The organism is Micromonospora sp. NPDC048040, assembly GCF_055587185.1.
On the sequence record NZ_JBVJGT010000035.1, the window covers coordinates 21726 to 42484 of the forward strand.

Genomic DNA, 20759 nt, shown 5'->3' on the forward strand with positions numbered 1-20759 from the left:
AGGGTCGGGTCCGGCGCAGCCGGACACGGCCGGACGAACCAGGGCCTAGTATGGCGTGTGCCCAACGAGCAGCTCCGGCGGATGGACGCCTTCACCTTCCCGTCCTACTCGATCGATCTCTCCACCGGGGAGGTCCTGTTCGACTACGCCCTCACCGGCCCCGACGGCGAGCAGCGGTTCACCGAGGTGATCACCCTTCCGCTGCCCGACGCGCCGCCGTCGGACGAGACCGTGGCGGCCCTCGGCCGGGTCCTGGAGCTGCTGCACGTGGCCGCCGGGGTCAGCTACTACAAGGCCGCCGCGCCGCCCCGCGTGGTGCTGCCGGCGCCGCTGGGCGCGGCCGCCACCGAGCTGGTCACCGCCATCTACACCAAGGGCCTCGCGGAGTACGCGTACCGCAACCAGCTGCCGCACGTGCTGGAGCTGCGCCCGGAGGTGCCGGCCGGCACGGTCTCCCCGGCCCGGGTGTACGACGACTCCGACCGGCGTCCGCTCTCGGCGGTGGGCGGCGGAAAGGACTCGATCGTCAGCCTGGAGGCGCTGCGTCGGGCCGGGTTCGACCCGGTGCCGTTCTCGGTCAACCCCAACCACGTGATCGTCTCGGTGAACGAGGCGTCCGGGCTCACCCCGCTCGCCGCCCGGCGGCGCATCGACCCGGTGCTGTTCGAGCTGAACGCCGCCGGGGCGCTCAACGGCCACATCCCGGTCACCGCGATCAACTCGCTGATCGCGGTCGCCACCGCGGTGCTGCACGGGCTGGGCCCCGTGGTGATGTCCAACGAGCGGTCGGCCTCGGACCCGAACCTGGTCTGGAACGGCCACGAGATCAACCACCAGTGGTCCAAGGGCGTGGAGGCCGAAGGGCTGCTGCGGGCGGCGCTGGCCGAGCACGCCGGGCTGACCGAGCCGTACTTCTCGCTGCTGCGCTCGCTGTCCGAGCTGCACATCGCCCGGCTGTTCGCCGAGATCGACCGCTACGACGACGTGGTGACCAGTTGCAACGCCGCGTTCAAGCTGCGCGACGCCAGCGAACGCTGGTGCCGCGACTGCCCGAAGTGCCGGTTCGTCTTCCTGGCCATGGCGCCGTTCATGTCGCGCGAGCGGATCACCCACATCTTCGGCGGCGACCTGCTCGCCGACCCCGCGCAGGTGCCCGGCTACCGGGAGCTGCTGGGCGTGGACGGGCACAAGCCGTTCGAGTGCGTCGGCGAGGTGGAGGAGTCGGTGGTGGCGTTGAGCCTGCTCGCCGAGCAGGACGAGTGGCGCGACGCCCCGGTCGTCCGCGCCCTCGTCGACGCGGTCCCGACCACGGCCTGGTCGGCCGCCGCCAACTCCGACGTCTTCACCCCGGGCGGCCCGAACCACGTCCCCCCGCCGTACGCCAAGGCCCTCACCGCCCTCACCTGACCCCGTCCTCCCCAGCCCCCCGCCCTCCCCGGGCCACGCCCCGTTGATCATGAAGTTGTTGCCGCGACAACCGAGCGGGGTGCAACAACCTCATGATCAACGGCGTGGTCGGCGACGACCGTCAGGGGGTGCGGATGGCGTCCAGGGCCAGCAGGGCGACGTGGAGGGAGAGGCAGGCCTCTACCGAGTCGAGGTCGACGTCGAGCACGCGGCCGATCCGGGCCAACCGCTCGTAGAACGCCGGCCGGGACAGGTGCGCCGCGGCGGCCGCCGCCGACTTGTTCCGGCCCTGCTCCAGATACGCCCGCAGGGTGCCGAGCAGGTGCTCCCGGGGGTGCTGCGCGTCGTACGTCAGCAGCGCGCCCAGTTCCCGCTCGACGAAGGTCTGCACCCGGGGCTCGTCGCGCAGCAGGTGCAGCAGCCCGGCCAACCCGACGTGCGGCAACCGGAAGATCGGCAGGTCCCGCCGGTCCCGCCGGGCGGCGTCGGCGACCTGCCGGGCCTCGATCAGCGACCGGCGCGCCTCCCGCAGGCTGCCCACCCCGGAGCCGGCCGCGATCAGCACCGCGCCGCCCGACGACGGCCGGGCCGCGCCGTTGCCCGGGACGTCCCGGGGCGGGCCGTCGAGGCGTCCGGAGGCGGCGACACCGACCCGATCGGCCGGCGCGGCGGTGTCGGAGCGGCCCCGGCGCAACGCGGCGGCGAACGCGGCCAGCGCCCGCTCCTCGGCGGCCGGGTCGGGCAGGGCGAGCAGCACGCCGACGGCATGGTCGTCGACGGCGCTGGTCAGCCCGGTCAGCCTCGCCTCGTGCAGCGCCTGGCCGACGGCCTCGGCAAGGTCGCGCAGCCGCGCCGGACCCGACTCCGGGTCGCCCGCGCCCGGGTCGCCCGGGTGTCCGGCCTCGCCGGCCGGGCCGCCCTCCCCCGCCGGGTCGTCGGCCCGGTGCCGGACCACCACGCCGACGAGGTGCCGCCGCTCCAGCACCACGCCGAGCGCCCGGGCCCGCAGGGCCACCTCGTCGACCGGGCGGGAGTGGTCGAGCAGGGCGGTGAGCAGCGTCCGGTGGATCTGCCGTTCCAGTCCCTCGGCGTCGCGCCGGATCAGCCGGCCCAACGCCAGCGTCGAGGCGGCGCGTTCGACCAGGATGGTCAGCCGGGTGGGCGGTCCGGCCGGCGGGGCACCGGCGACGCCCACCCCGACCTCGGCCGCCGGGTCGAGCACCCGCCGGCCGGCGGCCAGGTCGCCCCCGCCCGGCCACCGCAGCAGCAGCCGCCCCCAGTCGTGCCCCCGGGCGCCGACGGTGGTCACCAGCCAGCCACTGTCCGCGTCGTACGCGGTCCGCCCCGACGGCCGGATCCGGCGGGAGTGCTGCTCCCAGCCGTCCAGCAGCAGCTCGGCGCTCTCCCCCGCCGGGTCGTACGCGAGCACCTGCCGGGAGAGGTTCTCCAGCACCACGGGGCAACCGGACAGTTCGGCGGCCTGCCGGACCACCTCACCGGGGCCGGCGCCCTCCACCGACAGCTCGGTGAAGCGCTGGTGGATCTCCTCGGTCGCCCGCAGCTCGGTGAGCTGGGCGTCGACGATCAGCGCGTGCACCGCCTCGGTGATCCGCACGAACGGGGTGGCCCGCCGCAGCTCCACCAGCGGCAGCCCGCGCCGCTCGGCGACGGCCGCCATCACCCGGGGCACCCCGCTGACGTACCGGCGACCCAGCTCGACGACCAGGCCGGAGACCCCCACGTCGGCCAGGTCGCCGACGAAGGCGCGCAGCCCGGCGTCGTCGGCGGGCAGCCCGATGCCGGTGGTGAGCACCAGCTCGCCGCCGCCGAGCAGGGTGGCGATGTCGGGCACCTCCGCCACGTGCACCCAGCGCACCGGGCGGTCGAGGCCGGCGTCCCCGGCGACCAGGCGAGGAGCGCCGTGGCGGACGGGGTCCAACGCGAGGACCTCACGGACGGTAGGGAACACGGGCGACACGCTACCGTCGGTGACGCCGATTCTCGACAGTCCGCCCGGGGCAGGTGACGGGGCGGCTCGCCGCCCTCACCACGGGTCGTCGCGGCCCAGCTCCCAGCAGGCCACGGCGGTGGCGGCGGCGACGTTGAGCGAGTCGACGCCGCGGCGCATCGGGATCACCACCCGCGCGTCGCTGGCGTCCATCGCCGCCCGGGTCAACCCCGCCCCCTCGGCGCCGAGCAGCAGGGCCGAACGGGCCCGCTGCGCCGCGTCGAGCCGCTGGATCGGCACCGCGTCCGGCGCGGGGGTCATCGCCAGCACCGTGAAGCCGGCCGCGCGGACGTCGGCGAGCGCGTCGGGCCAGGGATCCAGCTTCGCGTACGGGATCGCGAAGACCTCCCCCATGCTGACCCGGACGCTGCGCCGGTAGAGCGGATCGGCGCAGGTCGGGGAGAGCAGCACGGCATCCACACCGAGCGCGGCGACCGCCCGGAAAATGGCCCCCAGGTTCGTGTGGTTGTTGACGTCCTCGAGGATCACCACCCGGCGGGCGGCGGCGAGCACCTCGGCGGCGGCCGGCAGGAGCTTGCGCCGGAACGACGCCAGCACCCCCCGGTGCACGTGGAAGCCGGTGGCCCGTTGCAGCACGTCCGGGGTGGCCGCGTAGACGGGGGCGTCGCCGATGTCCAGGTCGGCGAGCTGGTCGACCCGCTTGGCGTCCACCAGGTACGACCGCGCCGGGTAGCCGGCCCGCAGCGCCCGGCGCAGCACCAGCTCACCCTCGGCGATGAACAGGCCGTGAGGTGGCTCCCAGCGGGTGCGCAGCTCGACGTCGGTCAGCGCGCGGTAGTCGGCGATCCGCTCGTCGTCGGGGTCGGTGATCTGGTGGATGGGCACCGCACGATTCTGCCGGACGCGCCGACGACGACCGACGGAAGGAGCAGCAGGCCGGCCTCAGCCGGCCCGGTGGTACCGCAGCAGCACGGACCGGCCGTCGAAGGTCCGCGACTCCACGAGACGGAGGTTCAGCCGCCCGGTGACCGAGAAGACCGGCTTGCCGCCGCCGAGCACCACCGGGTGCACGAAGATCTGGTACTCGTCGATCAGGCCGAGTTCGGTCAGCGCCGCGGCGGCGTCGGCACCGCCGTTGAGCAGCAGGTCGCCGCCCGGCTGCTCCTTGAGCGCGGTGACCTCCTTGCCGAGGTCGCCGCCGCCGACCACCTGGACGCCGTGGTCGGCCTCGGTGAGCGTACGCGAGACCACCACCTTCGGCGTCCGCCGCCAGATGGGCACGAAGGCGAGGTCGTGCGGGTGGTCGGAGATCGACTCCGCCTGCGGCCAATAGGCGGCCATGAACTCCCAGACCTTGCGGCCGTAGAGGAAGGCGCCGGACCGGTCGCACTGCTCCAGCGAGTACGCGGACAGCTCCGGACCCATCTCCGGCCAGTCGAACTCGCCGTTCGGCCCTTCGATGAACCCGTCGAGCGACTGGTGCACCCCATAGACGATCTTCCGCACGGCTGTTCCTCCTGGTGTCGGACGCCCGTCGTGGGCGTTCTCGCCAGGTGGTCGGAGCGGCGTCGCCGGATCCGACAGCTCCGGCCGAATTTTTCCAGGATTCCTTCGTCGGGTTGCCCGCCGCCGCTAACGTGCCGCTCGTGCGCCCGATGATCATCGCCCTGGTCGGCATCGACGGGGCCGGGAAGACCACTCAGGCGAAGGCGCTGGCCGGCCGGCTCCGCGCGGCGGGAGTGCCGGCCACCTACTTCGAGAACGCCGGCGGCCAGCCGCTGTGGAACCGGCTCGCTAACGCCCTGGGCCGCCGGGACGGCCCGCACCTGTTCGGCCGCACCGGCTATGCGGCGCTGGAGGCGACCGTACGCTGGCTCGCGATCGCCCGGGCGGTGCTGGTGTCCCGGCTGACGGGCCGGACGGCGGTGATGGACCGGTGGTCCTGGTGCCAGTACGTGGTGATGCGGGTCCGCCGCGACCGGGGCGGGCGGCTGGTCCGCCTGGCGTACGGGATCTTTCCGCCGCCGAGCCTGGTCTGCTTCCTGGCGGTCTCGCCCGAGCGGGCGCAGCAGCGGGTGCTGGCCCGGGGCATCGACACCGAGGAGCTGCCCTATCTGCGCGCCCTGGACGCCGGCTACCGGGAGCTGCCGGAGTTCGGCACCTTCACCGTCGTCGACGCGGACGGCGGGCCGGCCGAGGTCCGCGCCGCCGTCGACCGGGTGGTGCGCACGGTCCTCGACCCGGCGGTGCGGACGACCGTCGCCCGCTCCGACTGACCCCGTCGAGGCAGACTGACCGCCCCGTCCCCGGTCGACTGGTGGGCGACTCGTGGGCGGCACCAGGACCGGCTCGGTCATCGACATCATGGCCGGCCGACGTCCCGGTCGTGGCCCTGTCGATCTGCCCCCACAGATGGGGCAGAAGGCAACGGCGAAGCGTCATCGGAGCCGGCCGACGCGCCGAAGCCGTGCGCCCGCCGGGGTGGTCCTATGGGGTGGGGCAGTTCGACAGGGGTCGGAACTGCTTTCGGGTGAGTGTGCATAAGCGTGCATGAGGTTACAACAGTGGTGTTATGGTCTTCGCGTGAATCTGACTGAGTGGGCGCGTGCGCAGGGGATTAGTCCTCACACGGCGTATCGCTGGTTTCGTAACGGGACGCTTCCCGTGCCTGCTCAGCGTGTCGGGCCGCGCACGATTCTGGTGAACGTCGAGGCCAACTCCACTGCGGAAGTTGTCGGTGGGTTGGGCTTGTATGCCCGTGTGTCCTCCCCTGATCAGAGGTCTGATCTGGAGCGGCAGGTTGCCCGGTTGTCGGTGTGGGCTGTGAAGGCTGGTCACCGTGTCGTGCGTGTGGAGGCGGAGGTCGGTTCCGGGATGGACGGCAGCCGCAGTAAGGCCTGTCGGCTCCTCGCCGATCCGGATGTGACGACGGTGGTGGTGGAGCACAAGGACCGCCTTGGGCGGATGAATGTGGAGTTGGTGGAGGCTGCTTTGTCCGCGCATGGTCGTCGGCTGGTCGTCCTGGATGACGGTGAGGTTGCCGACGATCTGGTGCGGGACATGGTGGAGGTGTTGACCTCGTTCTGCGCTCGCCTGTACGGCCGCCGGTCGGCTCGTGATCGGGCGCGCAAGGCGTTGGAGGCCGCGCAGCATGGCTGATCTGCGGCGGATCGATGCTCCGTTCGTCGCGTCCGGTCCGTCCGGTGTCGCGATTCGCGACCGGCTCAAGGGCCTCACCGGCGAGGATGAGAAGGTTCTGCGGCTGGTCGGCGGCCATCTCGGCACGCTTGCCGGGAAGGATCTCAAGGCCCGATGCGGGACCGGCCTCGACCACGACACCGACGCCTGGGCCGAGCGGAAACGTGCCCTGACGGCTGAGTCGTCCTCCCGCTGGGCCGGGGCGATCACGAAAGCCACGCACGACCAGTGGGCGCTGTCGCGCCGCGCCCAGCTCGCCCACATCCAAGGTCTCGAAGCCGGTATCAAGACGATCGCGCACCGACTGTCGCTGCCGCTCGGCGAGAAGGGCAGCAAACGGGCACCGGGCGGTTACCGCAGCGCACAGGAATGGTTCACCAAGTCCCGGCGCCTGCATGTGCTCCAGGACCGGCTCGAGCGTGAGCGCGACGACCGCGCCACGGGTCGGGTCCGTGTCGTGCGGGGCGGGAAGCGGCTGCTGCGTAACCGTCAGCACCTCGACGCCGCGCAGCTCACCGAAGCCGAGTGGCGGCAGCGGTGGGAGGCCGAACGGCGGTTCCTCCAGGCCGACGGCGAGTCAGGGAAGCGGTACGGCAACGAGACGATCCGCGTCACCCCCGGCGGCGAGGTCTCCATCAAACTCCCCGCCCCGCTGGCACACCTGACCAACGCGAAGCACGGCCGGTACGTGCTCGCCGCGAAGGTGTCATTCCCACACCGTGGCGATACCTGGCGCGACCGCATCACCGCCAACCGGGCGGTGGCGTACCGCATCCACGAAGACGTGGACCGGCGCCGCTGGTACCTGACCGCCTCGTGGACGATCCCTACAGCCCGGACCATGCCACTGACCGCCGCCAGGGTGAACGGGATCATCGGCGTGGACACCAACGCCGACCACCTCGCCGCCTGGCGACTCGACGAGCACGGCAATCCCGTGGGTGAGCCGCGCCGCTTCACCTACGACCTGTCAGGTAACGCGGACCATCGTGACGCACAGGTGCGACACGCCCTGATCCGGCTTCTGCACTGGGCCAAGCGGCACGGGCTGAACATCGCGATCGAAGACCTCGACTTCACAGCGCAGAAAACGCGGGAGAAACACGGCCGCCGCAAACGGTTCCGCAACCTCATCTCCGGCATGCCCGTGGCCAAGCTACGGTCCCGACTCGTCAGCATGGCAGCCGAGTTCGGCATCACCATCGTCGCTGTCGATCCCGCCTACACCTCCAAATGGGGCGCCCAGCACTGGCAGCGCCCCCTGACCAGCACCAACCGCAAACCCACCCGTCACGACGCCGCCAGCGTCGCGATAGGACGACGCGCCCTCGGACACCCGATCCGGCGACGGACGACACCGCCCCGCAACGACCAGAGCGATCATCGCGGGCATCGGACCGCCCAGACCGGACCAGGCACCCGAGGACGTGAGGGAACCCGCCCCCACATTCCCGGACCACGGACACGATCCGATGGCGCCGGACGCGGAGCGAACGCGGGAGACCAGCGCGCCCAACACCGTCCGGGGCACGCGACTGAGCCTGTGCAACCCATGCTCAGTCTCTAGGAACGGTCAGCCGCGACCCTGGAGCCAGCGCCGCAGGTCGGAGAGGCGCTGCTCGTCGGAGGGCCGCCGCTCGTCGGTGGGCTGCCGTTCCTCGGCCGGGCGGCGCTCCACCGGGCGGCGCGGGTCGCCGACCAGTTCGCGGCTGGGGGCCGCGAAGGCCTTCTCCGGCTGCCCGTCGACGGCGGTGACGATGACCCGGGCGACCGCGTCGATCACCTTGGCCTGCACCGCGGCGCCCACCGAGTCGGTCGGGTCGTCCGGGTTGGCGGCGATGCCGGCGACCGCCACCTGCGGGGTGAAGCCGACGAACGTCTCCGTCGCGTTCCGCTCCGAGCTTCCGGTCTTGCCGGCGACCGGGCGGCCGTCGAGGATCCGGTTCACCGAGGTGGCCGTGCCGCCGTTGCAATGCCCGAACGCGGACTGCTGGCCCACCGGGCAGCGCGCCGCGTCGGTGGCGGCCCGGGCCACGTCGGCGTCGAGCACCCGGCGGCAGGACGGGGCGCCGACCGGCACCCGCTCGCCGTCGGGGGTGGTCACCGAGACCACCGGCAGCGGCGTGCAGTACGTCCCCTCGGCGGCCACGGTGGCGTACGCGTTGGCCAGGTCGAGCGGCGTGGTGGCGGCCACGCCGAGGGTGAACGAGCCCCAGTTGGCGGCGTCCTCCTCGGCGAAGGCGGCGTCGGCGTCGGCCCGGAAGGTGATGCCGAGGCGCTGCGCCATCTCCACCACCTTCTCCTGCCCGACCTGCTCGGCCAGCCAGACGAAGTACGTGTTCACCGAGCGGCCGAAGCCGTCCCACATCATGCGGTACCCGTCCATCCACTCGGGGTTGGCGTTGGCCGGGCACCACCGGCCCTCGCAGCTCCCCTCGCCCTCGGCCGCGTACCGGGTGGGCAGCCGGCTGGGCGCGTCGAAGCCGGTCGCGAGGGGCTTGCCGGCCTCCAGCGCGGCGAGCATGGTGAACAGCTTGAACGTCGAGCCGGCCTGGTATCCGTCGACGCTGTCGCCGCCGGAGATCAGGGGGTTGACGGTGTTCGGGTGGTTGGGCTGCCCGTCCGGGTTCGCGTCGAGGCTGTAGTGCCGGTTGACCGCCATGGCGAGGACCCGGCCGGTGCCCGGCTCGACGGCGGCGATGGGCAGGGCACGCTTGTTGCCGTACCCGTAGACACTGGTGGCCTGCTTCTGCGCGGTGGCCTGGACCTGCGGGTCCAGCGAGGTCACCACGGTGTAGCCGCCCCGGCGCAGCGCCTGCTCGCGCTCCTCGACGCTCTCGCCGAACGCCGGCTGGGCAAGCCACCACTGCCGCAGGTAGTCGCAGAAGAAGCCCCAGTCGTCGTGGCCCTCGGCGACGGCGGTGCAGCCGTTGGGCTGCGCGGTGGGCTTGAGCGCCAGCTTCTCGGCCTTGGCCCGCGCCGCCTGGTCGGCGGTGATCGCGCCGGTCTCGACCATCGCGTCCAGCACGTAGCCGCGGCGCTCCAGCGCGGCGTCCGCGTCGCCGTCGATCGGGCTGTACGCCTCCGGCGACTGCACCAGTCCGGCGAGCAGGGCCGCCTCGCCGAGGGTCAGGTCCGCCGGGGCCTTGGCGAAGTAGCGCTGGCTGGCCGCCGCGATGCCGTACGCCCCGGAGCCGAAGTACGCGATGTTCAGGTAGCGGTTGAGGATCTCGTCCTTGCTCAGGCGCTGCTCCAGCGCCGTGGCGTACCGGATCTCCTGGATCTTGCGCCCGATGGTCTGCTCGGTGGCCGCGGCGCGCTCCTCGGCCGTGCGGCCCGGGTCGGTCTTGAGCACGTTGCGGACGTACTGCATGGTCAGCGTCGAGCCGCCCTGCGCGGTGCCGCCGCCGGACACGTTCGCCACCAGCGCCCGGAGCAGGCCGCGCAGGTCGGCGCCGCTGTGGTCGTAGAACCGCCGGTCCTCGGCCGCGACGATCGCCTGCCGCATCACCGGGGCGATCTCGTCCAGCGCGACGTCGGTGCGGTTGACGTCGTAGAACGTGGTGATGAGTGTCTTGCCGTCGTTGGCGTAGAGGTAGGAGCGTTGTGGTGTGGCCGGGGTGCGCAGCGCCTCGGGCAGCGCGGCGTACGAACCCAGGGCCGCCTTGGCGCCCAACCCGAGCAGCAGGTTGCCCGGCAGCGCGGCGACCGCCAGGACGAGGCCGGCGAGCACGCCGGCGAGCAGCACGGTGAACAGCCGCGACAGCGGCGAGCGGGGTGGGGCCATGGTCCCCAGGATTGCCGTGAAAGCCGCCAACCGACCACCCCCGCGGGCCTCCTGTCAGCAACTTCACCGCCCGCTGCCAGCGACTTCCCATCCCAGCGGCCCCGGCGTCCCCCGCCGCCCCATGCGTCCCGCCGGCCGGAGCCGCGGCGGGACGACCAGGGCGGCCGGCGAGGGGATCAGCCGGTGGCCAGCGGGCCGTTCGGGCCCGGGCCGCTCGGCGCGGCGGTGGCGAGGCTGGCGCTGGCGGCGTCGCGCGCGATGTCCCGGGGCACCAGGCGCCCGGATCGGTAGCCGATGCCGATGCCGGCGATCAGCACGAAGATCGCACCGAAGGTCTGCAACGAGCCGATCAACGCGCCGCCGAGGCCCAGCAGCGGGGCGGCGATCATCAGCATCGTGCCGTCGCCGATGCTGAACGCCCCGGACCGGGCCACCGACCAGCCGGTCAGCAGCCAGCCCAGGGTGTAGCAGGTGGCGCCGACGAGCACGAGCCCGCGGGCGGTGGTGCCGAAGACCGGGGTCTGCTCCGCCAGGCCCGCGAAGGGCAGCATGAGCACCGTGCCGGCGATGGACACCAGCAGGCCGGCGACGGCGACCCGGCGGCTGCGCGTCGCGGCCAGCAGCCCGGTCAGCGCCAGCAGGGCGAGCAGCCCGAGCCAGACCGACGCCACCCAGCCCACCAGGTAGAGCGGCCGGCCGTCGGCCGGGTACGGGTCGTTGCCCACCCCGCCGTCGCTGGCCATCGCCACGACGCCGTAGAGCACGGCGTACGCGGGGAGCAGCCACACCGCGGCCCGGGCGAACCGGCGCAGCGACCAGGCCCAGCTGGCGTTGGTGGCCGGCCCGGCCGGCGTCGGCTCCCCGACGAACGGCAGCACCCCGAACCCCCCGCCGGTACGCCGGCTGCCGAGCGGCCCGGTGGGGTCGTGCGCGCCCGGGACCGGGGCCGAGGACCACACCCGCTTCGCCGGATCCTTCATGCGTCACCTCGCTCGTCCGCGAGCGGTGCGGGACGCGCCGGGGCGCCCCGATGCCTGGTCACCACCCGTCCTAGAACCGATGGTGGCAGGCGCCGGAGCGCCCCATGAGCACTTCTCACATTTCTCCGGGCTCGTCGGCCCGCGCCGCTCAGCCCCGTTCGCGCTGGTCGGCCGGGTCGTTCAGCAGGCTCGCCGGCGAGACCGGCTCCGGCGCCGGCAGCCCCTGCGGCTTGCCGCCGGTGGCCTGTGCCTCGGCGACGCGTACCTCGTCGTGGATCTGCTGGGCGGCGGCCGCCGCGGCCTGCGCCGCCTCGGCCGCCTCGCGCTCCACCTCGCTCGCGCTGCCGGCCGCCTCCGGCGCCGGCTCGTCGCCGACCATCCGGCTCAGCCCGCCGAGCGCGCCGCCCATCCCCTCGAGGGCCTTGGTCAGCTCGGCCGGGACGATCCAGACCTTGTTCGCGGTGCCGTTGGCGATCTGCGGCAGGGCCTGGAGGTACTGGTAGGCGAGCACCTTCTGGCTCGGGTTGGCCTGGTGGATCGCGTCGAACACCGTCCGGATCGCCTTGGCCTGGCCCTCGGCCTGGAGGATCCGGGCCTGCCGGTCACCGTCGGCGCGCAGCACCGCGGCCTGCTTCTCGCCCTCGGCCGTGAGGATCTGCGACTGCTTGTGCCCCTCGGCGTTCAGGATCGCCGCCCGGCGGTCCCGCTCGGCGCGCATCTGCTTCTCCATCGAGTCCCGGATGCTCGGCGGCGGCTCGATGGCCTTGATCTCCACCCGGGTGACCTTGATGCCCCACCGGCCGGTGGTCTCGTCCAGCACGCCGGAGAGGTGCCGGTTGATCTCCTCGCGGCTGGTCAGCGCCCGCTCCAGGTCCAGCGAGCCGATGACGTTGCGCAGCGTCGTGACGGTGAGCTGCTCGATGGCCTGGAGGAAGTTCGAGATCTCGTACGTGGCGCGGACCGAGTCGACGACCTTGAAGTAGAGCACCGTGTCGATCGAGACCACCAGGTTGTCGGAGGTGATCACCGGCTGCGGCGGGAAGCTGACCACCTGCTCGCGCATGTCGACCTTGGTGCGGACCGCGTCGATGAACGGGACCAGGAGGTTCAGCCCCGGGTTCAGGGTGCGCTTGTACCGACCCAGCCGCTCGACCACGTCCTGGCGCTGCTGCGGCACGATCCGCACCGCCTTGGCCAGGGTGACCACCCCGATCAGCGCCACGGCCATCAAGAGGACCGGGATCACGAGTTCCATGTACTCACCTTTTCGCTTCGGGTAGCTCGTCGGAGGGGGAAACGTCGTCCCGCCAGACCAGGGCGGTGGCGCCCCGGACCTGGATCACCTGCACCCGCTCACCGGGGGCGAAGACCTGGCTGGCGTCGTAGGACCGGGCCTGCCACAGCTCGCCGTCGATCTTGACCATGCCCTGCCCGGCGTCGATCCGCTCCAGCACCAGCGCCGTGCTGCCCTCGATCGCCTCCACGCCGAAGGGCTGCTCGCCGCTCTCCAGGGCGGAGCGCCGGTGCCTGCGCAGCGTCGGGCGTACGCCCAGCACCGTCAGCGCCGACACCCCGGCGAAGACGATCGCCTGCACGCCCACCGGCGCGCCGAGCGCCGCGGCCCCGGCGGCGGCGAAGGCCCCGGCCGCGAACATGATCAGGAAGAGCGTCGTCGTGAAGATCTCGGCGACCGCCAGCACCACACCCAGCACGATCCACAGCACGGCGTCCACCACACGATCGTGACACGACAATGCACGCGCGGCCCACCCCCGAAGATCAGTAAGCTCGGCGGCACGCCAGCGGCCCGCCCCACCGGGCCCGGAGGGAGGAGCGTCCGTGTCCCTGCTGCCCGACACCGCCCGCCACGTCGACACTCTCGTCGCCGAGGCGCAGTCCGCCGGCCGGACGCCGTCCCTGGTGATCGGCGTGGTACGCGACGGCGCGCTGGCGCACCTCGCCACCGCCGGCGAGCACCCGCGCCCGGACGGCGACCTGCAGTACCGGCTCGGGTCGATCAGCAAGACCATGACCGCGACCCTGGTCATGCAGGAGCGCGACGCCGGCCGGCTGGCCCTGGACGACCCGCTGGAGAAGCACCTGCCCGGCACCGCCGTCGGCACGCTCACGCTGCGGCAGTTGCTCGGCCACGCCAGCGGGCTGCAGCGCGAGCCGGAGGGGCCGTGGTGGGAACGCGCCGAGGGCGTCGACCTGGAGACCCTGGTGGCCGGGGTCACCGCCGCGAAGATCGCCTACCCCGCGCACCGGTTCTACCACTACTCCAACCTGGCGTACGGGCTGCTCGGCGGGGTGCTGGAGCGGATCACCGGCACGCCGTGGGCCGAGCTGCTCCGCCAGCGTGTCCTGGCGCCGCTCGGCATGCGCCGGACGACGTACGCGGCGACGGAGCCGTTCGCCCGCGGCTACGTGGTGCACCCGTGGCACGACACGCTGCGGGAGGAGCCGCGTACCGACACGGGGGCGATGGCCCCGGCCGGGCAGCTCTGGTCGACCGCCGAGGACCTGGCCCGGTGGGCGGCCTTCCTGGCCGACCCGGCGCCCGAGGTGCTGGCGGCGGAGACGCTGACCGAGATGTGCGCCCCCGTGGTGATCAGCGACCTCGACTCGTGGACCGGCGGGCACGGCCTGGGGCTGGAGCTCTACCGGGAGGGCGAGCGGGTGTACGTGGGGCACGGCGGCTCGATGCCCGGCTACGTGGCCGCCCTGACCGTGCACCGCCCGTCCCGCACGGCCGTGATCGGCTTCGCCAACTCGTACGGCTTCCGCAGCGGCGGGATCGGCGGGCTCGCGCAGCGGATCCTCACCGCCGTGCTGGACGCCGAGCCGGCGCTGCCGCGGCCCTGGCGGCCGAATGCCGCCGCCCCGCCCGCCGGGACCGCCGAGCTCGCCGGCCGCTGGTGGTGGATGGGGGTGCCCGTCGACCTGACCTGGGACGCCGCCACGGGCGGCCTGGTGGCGCACGTGCGCGGGGAGCGGATCAGCTGTTTCGCCCCGGAGGGACCGGACCGCTGGCGGGGCCGCTCCGGCCCGGAGAACGGCGAGATCCTCGCCGTGCTGCGCGACGAGGCGGGGCGGGCGGTGGCGCTGGACATCGCCACCTTCGTCTTCACCCGCACCCCCGACCAGGAGCCCTGACCACAGCCCCGGCCGCAACCACGCTCAGGCGGGCTCGGTGACGAAGTCGATCAGGCGTTCCATCGCGTTGATCAGCGGGGTCTCCACGTCGGCGAAGCTGTCCACCCGGGACAGGATGTGCCGCCACATGTCGGCCGGCTCGGCGACCCCGAGCGCGGCGCAGACCCCCTCCTTCCACGGCTGCCCCGGCGGCACCACGGGCCACGCCCGGATGCCCAGCGCCGCCGGCTTGACCGCCTGCCACACGTCGACGTACGGGTGGCCGGTGACCAGCACGTGCGGGGAGGTCACCTTCGCCACGATCCGGCTCTCCTTGGAGCCGGGGACCAGGTGGTCGACCAGCACACCGAGGCGGCGACCCGGGCCGGGGGCGAACGCGCGCATCTCGGCGTCGAGGGCGTCGATGCCGTCCAGCGGCTCCACCACCACACCCTCGATCCGCAGGTCGTCGCCCCAGATCCGCTCGACCAGGGCCGCGTCGTGGATGCCCTCCACCCAGATCCGGCTGGCCTTGGCGACCTGGGCGCGGACCCCGTCCACGGCGATCGAGCCGGAGGCGGTGCGCCGGCGGGCCGCCGGGACGGGGGCGCGCGTCGGCCGGCGCAGCGTCACCGGCTCCCCGTCGAGCAGGAACGCCGCCGGCAGCAGCGGGAAGTTGCGCCGCCGGCCGTGCCGGTCCTCGAGCACCACCGCGCCGGCCTCGAAGCCGACCACCGCGCCGCAGAAGCCGGAGTCGGCGTCCTCGACCACGAGGTCCGGTTCGGCGTCCACCTCGGGGGTGACCTTCCGTCGCCGCCAGTCCCCCGCCAGCACGTCGTCCGCATACCGCCGCCCCATGGAGATCACGCTAATCGCCCGCCCCCGCGTCCGCACCCGACACGCCGCGACGCCCCCGGCACGCCGACGGTGCCGTCGTGGCGCCCGCACACGCCGCGCGGTTCGGCGTTCCGTCCACACCACCGCATGATCGGCATGGCGGGGGACGGGCGGAGCGGCAGTCGAGACAGGGGCGGCGATGACCACGTACCCTTTCGGCATGTCCACCCCCGCAGCGGGCGCGGCCACTCTCGCGCCGCGCCGGTCCAGCCGGTTCGTTGCCTGGGTGCGCGCGTGGCGCGCCGGGCTGGTGCCCTTCGACGAGGTCGCCGAGGCCATCGCAGGCGACGAGGAGCACCTGGTCGCGGACGCGCCCGGCACCTGGACCGACGTCCCGCTGCCGCAGGCGCTGCCCACCCTGGCGAAGCTCTCGCCGGACGAGATCCGCCTGGTGCTGCCCGCACCGGGCGATCCGCGCGGGCTGCCCGGCCCGGGCGACTTCGCCGGCGCGGCGCTGCTGGCCGGCGAGGCGGTCGTCGCGGGCAGCCTCGGCCTGATCCCGCACGTGCGCACGCACACGTCCGGCTCCGGCGACACCTTCGAGACGGTGCTCTGGCGGGTCTACCCGCTGCCGGCCGACGCCCCGGCCGCGTCGCTCGCGCTGCCCGGCGCGGCCGAGGCCGAGGCGGAGCTGGCGGCGGCCCTGCACCACACCACCGCCGCGCTGACCCGGCTGGACGTCGCCCAGTGGCGACCCGAGCTGGCCGGGGCACTGGAGGAGCTGCGCCGGCCCAACGGCGCCACCGACCTGCCGCCCGGGTTCGACCCGCGGGCCCGGCGGCTCTTCGCCCGGGCCGCCGTGCTCGACCGGGTGCTCGCCCTGGCCGGGCACGCCGCGCCGGGCGGCGCGATCAACAACTACGAGGCCCAGCAGCGCGACGCCGCGCTGCGCCCGCTGACCACCGCCTGCCGGCAGGCCCTGGTGGCCGCCTGCAACGCCCCGCTGCGCCCCTGACGCCGGGCGGGCGTACCGCTGCGGGCGGGTGGCCGGCCTCGGGCGCGCGGCGGCCGCGCGTCAGACCTCGTCGACCAGGTCGGCCACCGAGTTGACGATCCGCGACGGGCGGTACGGGTAGCGCTCCGCCTCGGCGCGGCTGCTGATCCCGGTCAGCACCAGGATCGTCTCCAGGCCGGCCTCCAGCCCACAGAGGATGTCGGTGTCCATCCGGTCGCCGATCATGGCGGTCGTCTCGGAGTGCGCGTTGATCGTGTTCAGCGCCGAGCGCATCATCATCGGGTTGGGCTTGCCGACGAAGTACGGCTCCACCCCCGTCGCCTTCGAGATCATCGCGGCGACCGAACCGGCGGCCGGCAGCGCGCCCTCCACCGACGGCCCGGTCACGTCGGGGTTCGTGCAGATGAACCGGGCCCCGTCGTTGATCAGCCGGACGGCCTTGGTGATCGCCTCGAAGCTGTAGGTGCGGGTCTCCCCCAGCACCACGTAGTCCGGCGCGTAGTCGGTCAGCACGTAGCCCACCGCGTGCAGCGCCGTGGTCAGCCCGGCCTCCCCGATCACGTACGCGGTGCCGTCCGGTCGCTGGTCGGCCAGGAACTGGGCGGTGGCCAGCGCGGACGACCAGATGGCGTGCTCGGGCACGTCGAGGCCCATCCGGCTCAGCCGGGCCTGCAGGTCCCGCGGCGTGTAGATCGAGTTGTTCGTGAGCACCAGGAACGGCTTGCCCGAGGCGCGCAGCCGGGAGACGAACTCCGGCGCGCCGGGCACGGGCTGGCCCTCGTGCACCAGCACGCCGTCCATGTCGGTCAGCCAGCTCTCCACCGGCTTACGGTCCTGCATCGTCACTCGTTCCAGGGGTGTCGGGGCCGCCGGCGGAGCCGGCGCGGCGGTCAGGAGTCGGGATTCCGGGGTGGTCGGCGGCCGTCACGAGTCGGGCCGCCGAGGCCGGGGGCGGCGGTCAGGAGCCGGGCCGCCCCGGGGTCGGGGCGACGGGACGGCGGGCGGGGACGCAGCACACCGTCGGGCAGGTGTCCCACATCGGCAGGTCACCGAGTCGGCGGCGCAGGGTCACCTCGTCCGGCTCGGTCCGCTCCCGGACCAGCTCGCGGACCATCGCCACGAACCGCGGGTCCGTGCCCGGGGTGGCGGCCCGGACGAAGTCCAGGCCGAGCTGCCTGGCCGTCTGGCGCGCCTCGGTGTCGAGGTCCCACACCACCTCCAGGTGGTCGGAGACGAACCCGATCGGGCTGACCACCACGCCGGTGGTGCCGGCCTCGGCCAGCGTGCCGAGGTGGTCGTTCACGTCCGGCTCCAGCCACGGCACGTGCGGCGGGCCGGAACGGCTCTGCCAGACCAGGTCCCAGGGCAGGTCCGGGGCGGCCGCCGCATGCACCAGCCGGGCCACCTCGGCGAGCTGCGCCTCGTACCGGCCGCCGTGGGGGCCGGCGGTGGCGGCCATCGAGTTCGGGATCGAGTGGGCGGTGAACACCAGCCGGGTGCTGTCCCGCTTCGCCGGGTCGAGCTGCGCCAGCGCCGCCCGTACCGCGTCGACGTGCGGCTCGACGAACCCGGGATGGTCCCAGAACTGACGGATCTTGTCGATCAGCGGGGCGTCCGGGCCGACCGCCGCCCGGGCGGCGGCGATGTCGTCCTGGTACTGGCGGCAGGAGGAGTAGCCGCCGAGGGCGCTGGTGACGAACGCCAGGGCGTGCCGGACGCCGTCGTCACGCATCCGCGCCACGGTGTCGGCGAGCATCGGATCCCAGTTCCGGTTGCCCCAGTAGACGGGCAGGTCGACGCCGTGGGCGGCGAAGTCCTCCCGGATCGCCGCGAGCAGCTCGCGGCACTGCTGGTTGATCGGGGAGACGCCGCCGAAGTGCTGGTAGTGCTCGGCGACCTCCGCCAGCCGTTCCGGCGGCACGCCCCGCCCCCGGGTCACGTTCTGCAGGAACGGCATCACGTCCTCGGGCCGCTCCGGCCCGCCGAAGGACACCAGGACCACCGCGTCGTACGCCATGGGGCCATTCTTCCCGGTCGGCGGTCCCCGCCGGGCAAGGGCCCCTCGCCCTGCCCGGTCAGGAGGCCCCTGCCTCACCGGAGGTGACGGCAGGGGCCTCCTGACGCCTCAGGCGCCGATGGCGTGGTAGCCGCCGTCGACGTGGACGATCTCGCCGGTGGTGGCCGGGAACCAGTCGGACAGCAGCGCCAGGCAGGCCCGGGCGGCCGGCTCCTGGTCGGTGAGGCTCCAGCCCAGCGGCGCACGCTCGGTCCAGGCGTCCTCGAACTGCTCGAAGCCCGGGATCGACTTGGCGGCGATGGTGCGCAGCGGCCCGGCGGCGACCAGGTTGCTGCGGATGCCCTGCTTGCCCAGGTGCAGCGCCAGGTAGCGGGAGGCCGACTCCAGCCCGGCCTTGGCCACGCCCATCCAGTCGTAGACGGGCCACGCCTTGGTCGCGTCGAAGGTCAGGCCGACTACCGCGCCGCCGGCGGACATCAGCGGCAGCGCGGCCATGGCCAGCGACTTGTAGGAGTACGTGGAGACCTGCAGCGCGGTCGCCACGTCCTCCCAGGGCGCGTCGAGGAAGCCGCCGCCGAGGCAGCTCTGCGGGGCGAAGCCGATCGAGTGCACCACCCCGTCCAGCCCGTCGACGTGCTCGCGCACCCGGTCGGCGAGCCCCGCGAGGTGCTCGGCGTTGGCCACGTCCAACTCGATCACCGGCGCCGGCTCGGGCAGCCGCTTGGCGATCCGCTCGACCAGGGACAGCCGGCCGTAGCCGGTGAGCACGACCTGCGCCCCGTTCTCCTGGGCGAGCTTCGCCACCGAGAAGGCGATCGAGGCGTCGGTGATGACGCCGGTGACGAGCAGCCGCTTACCGGCGAGCAGTCCGGACATACAGGGATTCCTCCGTAGTTCTTCAGTGACCGCTGTCAGTGACCCATGCCGAGGCCGCCGTCGACGGGGATGACGGCGCCGGAGATGTAGCCCGCGGCGTCCCCGGCCAGCCAGGTGACCGCGCCCGCGACCTCGTCCGGCTGAGCGAAGCGGCCGGCGGGGATGACCTTGCGGTACTCGGTCTTGCGGTCCTCGGGCAGCGCGGCGGTCATGTCGGTCTCGACGTAGCCGGGCGCGACCACGTTGGCGGTGATGTTGCGGCTGCCCAGCTCGCGGGTGATGGAGCGGGCCACGCCGACCAGCCCGGCCTTGCTCGCCGCGTAGTTGACCTGGCCGGGGCCGCCGTAGAGGCCGACCACCGAGGAGATGAAGATCATCCGGCCCCACTTCGCGCGGAGCATCTTGGTCGAGGCGCGCTTGGCGCACCGGAACGCGCCGGTCAGGTTGGTGTCCAGCACGCGGGTGAACTGCTCCTCCGACATGCGCATCAGCAGCGTGTCGTCGGTGATGCCGGCGTTGGCGACCAGCACCTCGACCGGCCCCAGCTCGGCCTCGATGGCGGTGAAGGCCGCGTCGACCGAGTCGGAGTCGGTGACGTCACAGCGCACCCCGAACAGCCCCTCGGGGGCGTCGCCGCTGCGGTGGGTCACCGCCACCCGGTCGCCCTGCTTGGCGAAGGCCTGCGCGATCGCCAGGCCGATCCCCCGGTTGCCGCCGGTCACCAGGACGGTACGGGCCACGGGTCCCCCCTCTGTTCAGTGATCTCCCGGTCGGTCGGAGCCTAGGCGTTACCGGCAGGTAAGCGCTAACGGCGGGCACGTCAGGCCGGGTCACGACGCACGGATCGCCCGTCCCCAGCCGCGTCGCGCCGCTCGCCGTCGTCGAGCGGGTCGCGCTCGTGCGCCAGCCGGGTGCCGCCGGGAGCGGGTTCGCGCGGTGGAGCCCTGTGGGCGGACCGCCGGCAGACACTCGCCGCCCCCGCGTGAGGGCGGCGACGGCCGGCGTCCCGAGCCGGACGGGCGGTCGACCGGAGCCGATGGGCCGAGTGCGGCAGCGGACGCCGGCCGGTGTACGATCATCAGCGTTTGCGGGCCGTCGCGGCCCGCGTTCCGGGCCCCGCCGACCGCAGGAGGTGATCGCTGTGCGAGATAGCGATCCTCCGAGTCGTGGCCGGGCCGTCCGTCAGCCCCGCTGAGCCACGACTCAGCAGGTGAGCTGACCCAGCTTCGCTCCCCGCACCCGCCCGGTCTCCGGCCCCACGCCGGATGACCGCGCCGTGCCGCCCGCCGGGAGCCGCCCCCGGTCACGACTTCTGTGTGCGCGTCCTGATCCACCCCTGTGGTCCGCTCCCCGCTCGCGGACCGTCCAGTCGCCACCCGGAGCCGTCCATGAGCCGCTACGTCGCCCCGCTGGGCTTCACCCTCGCCGCCGTCTGGGTGGCCGTCATCTTCGTCCTCGCCGGCCACTGACACCCGCCGCCGGCCGGGGGTCGTCCGCCCCGGCGGTCGGCACCGGCCACCCGACGCCCGCCGTCCTCG

Annotated in this window: 19 protein-coding genes; 7 read left to right on the forward strand and 12 right to left on the reverse strand. The window is 73.6% G+C overall.

What is annotated here, in order from left to right; translation table 11 throughout:
- Positions 1 to 57 precede the first annotated feature (57 nt).
- Complete coding sequence (locus tag ACZ6O2_RS25730; protein WP_466024615.1) at positions 58 to 1407, forward strand: MurL-like N-terminal domain-containing; 1350 nt, start codon at positions 58 to 60, stop codon at positions 1405 to 1407.
- A gap of 121 nt (positions 1408 to 1528) precedes the next feature.
- Here the strand turns inward: ACZ6O2_RS25730 and ACZ6O2_RS25735 are convergent, their stop codons facing one another.
- The 3 genes from ACZ6O2_RS25735 to ACZ6O2_RS25745 all read right to left on the reverse strand — a co-directional run bounded on the left by ACZ6O2_RS25735 (position 1529) and on the right by ACZ6O2_RS25745 (position 4882).
- Entirely contained in the window at positions 1529 to 3376 is a 1848-nt protein-coding gene (locus ACZ6O2_RS25735; RefSeq protein ID WP_466024616.1) for a PucR family transcriptional regulator, read from the reverse strand.
- A 75-nt stretch (positions 3377 to 3451) separates the two neighbouring features.
- Positions 3452 to 4261: a TrmH family RNA methyltransferase gene (locus ACZ6O2_RS25740; protein WP_466024617.1), complete on the reverse strand. Its 810-nt coding sequence runs from the start codon at positions 4259 to 4261 to the stop codon at positions 3452 to 3454.
- A 57-nt stretch (positions 4262 to 4318) separates the two neighbouring features.
- Entirely contained in the window at positions 4319 to 4882 is a 564-nt protein-coding gene (locus ACZ6O2_RS25745; protein WP_466024618.1) for a dihydrofolate reductase family protein, read from the reverse strand.
- Between the two features lie 149 nt (positions 4883 to 5031).
- Between ACZ6O2_RS25745 and ACZ6O2_RS25750 the strand changes: the two genes are divergently transcribed.
- From ACZ6O2_RS25750 to ACZ6O2_RS25760, 3 genes are all read left to right on the forward strand, one after another.
- A complete protein-coding gene (locus tag ACZ6O2_RS25750) occupies positions 5032 to 5652 on the forward strand; it encodes a dTMP kinase (RefSeq protein WP_466024642.1) in 621 nt (206 codons plus the stop codon).
- 307 nt (positions 5653 to 5959) lie between these two features.
- Positions 5960 to 6535 carry an IS607 family transposase gene (locus ACZ6O2_RS25755; RefSeq protein ID WP_466024619.1) on the forward strand — a complete coding sequence of 192 codons (576 nt, stop codon included), beginning with the start codon at positions 5960 to 5962 and terminating at the stop codon, positions 6533 to 6535.
- Complete coding sequence (locus ACZ6O2_RS25760) at positions 6528 to 8141, forward strand: IS200/IS605 family accessory protein TnpB-related protein (protein WP_466024620.1); 1614 nt, start codon at positions 6528 to 6530, stop codon at positions 8139 to 8141. Before ACZ6O2_RS25755 ends, ACZ6O2_RS25760 begins: the two co-directional genes overlap by 8 nt.
- 6 nt (positions 8142 to 8147) lie before the next feature.
- Here ACZ6O2_RS25760 and ACZ6O2_RS25765 read toward each other — a convergent pair whose 3' ends face one another.
- The 4 genes from ACZ6O2_RS25765 to ACZ6O2_RS25780 all read right to left on the reverse strand — a co-directional run bounded on the left by ACZ6O2_RS25765 (position 8148) and on the right by ACZ6O2_RS25780 (position 13074).
- The gene (locus ACZ6O2_RS25765) at positions 8148 to 10361 is read right to left on the reverse strand and encodes a transglycosylase domain-containing protein (RefSeq protein WP_466024621.1); all 2214 of its coding nucleotides are present in this window, start codon (positions 10359 to 10361) and stop codon (positions 8148 to 8150) included.
- A gap of 176 nt (positions 10362 to 10537) precedes the next feature.
- Positions 10538 to 11341 (reverse strand): hypothetical protein, encoded by an 804-nt coding sequence (locus tag ACZ6O2_RS25770; protein ID WP_466024622.1) that lies wholly within the window; start codon positions 11339 to 11341, stop codon positions 10538 to 10540.
- A gap of 148 nt (positions 11342 to 11489) precedes the next feature.
- Positions 11490 to 12596 carry an SPFH domain-containing protein gene (locus ACZ6O2_RS25775; RefSeq protein ID WP_350711388.1) on the reverse strand — a complete coding sequence of 369 codons (1107 nt, stop codon included), beginning with the start codon at positions 12594 to 12596 and terminating at the stop codon, positions 11490 to 11492.
- A 4-nt stretch (positions 12597 to 12600) separates the two neighbouring features.
- Complete coding sequence (locus ACZ6O2_RS25780) at positions 12601 to 13074, reverse strand: NfeD family protein (protein ID WP_350711390.1); 474 nt, start codon at positions 13072 to 13074, stop codon at positions 12601 to 12603.
- Positions 13075 to 13180: 106 nt separating this feature from the next.
- Here ACZ6O2_RS25780 and ACZ6O2_RS25785 point away from each other — a divergent pair, with 106 nt between their 5' ends.
- Positions 13181 to 14497 (forward strand): serine hydrolase domain-containing protein, encoded by a 1317-nt coding sequence (locus ACZ6O2_RS25785; RefSeq protein WP_466024623.1) that lies wholly within the window; start codon positions 13181 to 13183, stop codon positions 14495 to 14497.
- A gap of 24 nt (positions 14498 to 14521) precedes the next feature.
- Here ACZ6O2_RS25785 and ACZ6O2_RS25790 read toward each other — a convergent pair whose 3' ends face one another.
- Complete coding sequence (locus tag ACZ6O2_RS25790) at positions 14522 to 15334, reverse strand: DUF3097 domain-containing protein (protein ID WP_466024624.1); 813 nt, start codon at positions 15332 to 15334, stop codon at positions 14522 to 14524.
- Between the two features lie 199 nt (positions 15335 to 15533).
- Between ACZ6O2_RS25790 and ACZ6O2_RS25795 the strand changes: the two genes are divergently transcribed.
- Entirely contained in the window at positions 15534 to 16328 is a 795-nt protein-coding gene (locus ACZ6O2_RS25795) for a hypothetical protein (protein WP_357459003.1), read from the forward strand.
- 60 nt (positions 16329 to 16388) lie between these two features.
- On the opposite strand, the gene ACZ6O2_RS25800 is transcribed toward ACZ6O2_RS25795, so the two are convergent.
- From ACZ6O2_RS25800 to ACZ6O2_RS25815, 4 genes are all read right to left on the reverse strand, one after another.
- Positions 16389 to 17168 carry an HAD-IIA family hydrolase gene (locus ACZ6O2_RS25800; protein WP_350711397.1) on the reverse strand — a complete coding sequence of 260 codons (780 nt, stop codon included), beginning with the start codon at positions 17166 to 17168 and terminating at the stop codon, positions 16389 to 16391.
- A gap of 118 nt (positions 17169 to 17286) precedes the next feature.
- On the reverse strand, positions 17287 to 18345 hold the full coding sequence (locus ACZ6O2_RS25805; RefSeq protein WP_466024625.1) for a ferrochelatase: 1059 nt from the start codon (positions 18343 to 18345) through the stop codon (positions 17287 to 17289).
- Between the two features lie 108 nt (positions 18346 to 18453).
- Positions 18454 to 19221 carry an enoyl-ACP reductase FabI gene (gene fabI / locus ACZ6O2_RS25810; RefSeq protein WP_350711400.1) on the reverse strand — a complete coding sequence of 256 codons (768 nt, stop codon included), beginning with the start codon at positions 19219 to 19221 and terminating at the stop codon, positions 18454 to 18456.
- Between the two features lie 35 nt (positions 19222 to 19256).
- Positions 19257 to 19961: a beta-ketoacyl-ACP reductase gene (locus ACZ6O2_RS25815; protein ID WP_350711402.1), complete on the reverse strand. Its 705-nt coding sequence runs from the start codon at positions 19959 to 19961 to the stop codon at positions 19257 to 19259.
- Positions 19962 to 20537: 576 nt separating this feature from the next.
- Here ACZ6O2_RS25815 and ACZ6O2_RS25820 point away from each other — a divergent pair.
- Positions 20538 to 20690 carry a hypothetical protein gene (locus ACZ6O2_RS25820; RefSeq protein WP_350711404.1) on the forward strand — a complete coding sequence of 51 codons (153 nt, stop codon included), beginning with the start codon at positions 20538 to 20540 and terminating at the stop codon, positions 20688 to 20690.
- Positions 20691 to 20759: the final 69 nt, after the last annotated feature.

Coding starts and splice junctions, on each gene's coding strand:
- ACZ6O2_RS25790 (WP_466024624.1), bottom strand. CDS start 15,334: ATGGGGCGGCGGTATGCGGACGACGTGCTGGCGGGGGACTGGCGGCGA.
- ACZ6O2_RS25805 (WP_466024625.1), bottom strand. CDS start 18,345: ATGGCGTACGACGCGGTGGTCCTGGTGTCCTTCGGCGGGCCGGAGCGG.
- ACZ6O2_RS25775 (WP_350711388.1), bottom strand. CDS start 12,596: ATGGAACTCGTGATCCCGGTCCTCTTGATGGCCGTGGCGCTGATCGGG.
- ACZ6O2_RS25765 (WP_466024621.1), bottom strand. CDS start 10,361: ATGGCCCCACCCCGCTCGCCGCTGTCGCGGCTGTTCACCGTGCTGCTC.
- ACZ6O2_RS25750 (WP_466024642.1), top strand. CDS start 5,032: ATGATCATCGCCCTGGTCGGCATCGACGGGGCCGGGAAGACCACTCAG.
- ACZ6O2_RS25800 (WP_350711397.1), bottom strand. CDS start 17,168: ATGCAGGACCGTAAGCCGGTGGAGAGCTGGCTGACCGACATGGACGGC.
- ACZ6O2_RS25760 (WP_466024620.1), top strand. CDS start 6,528: ATGGCTGATCTGCGGCGGATCGATGCTCCGTTCGTCGCGTCCGGTCCG.
- ACZ6O2_RS25795 (WP_357459003.1), top strand. CDS start 15,534: ATGTCCACCCCCGCAGCGGGCGCGGCCACTCTCGCGCCGCGCCGGTCC.
- ACZ6O2_RS25770 (WP_466024622.1), bottom strand. CDS start 11,341: ATGAAGGATCCGGCGAAGCGGGTGTGGTCCTCGGCCCCGGTCCCGGGC.
- fabI (WP_350711400.1), bottom strand. CDS start 19,221: ATGTCCGGACTGCTCGCCGGTAAGCGGCTGCTCGTCACCGGCGTCATC.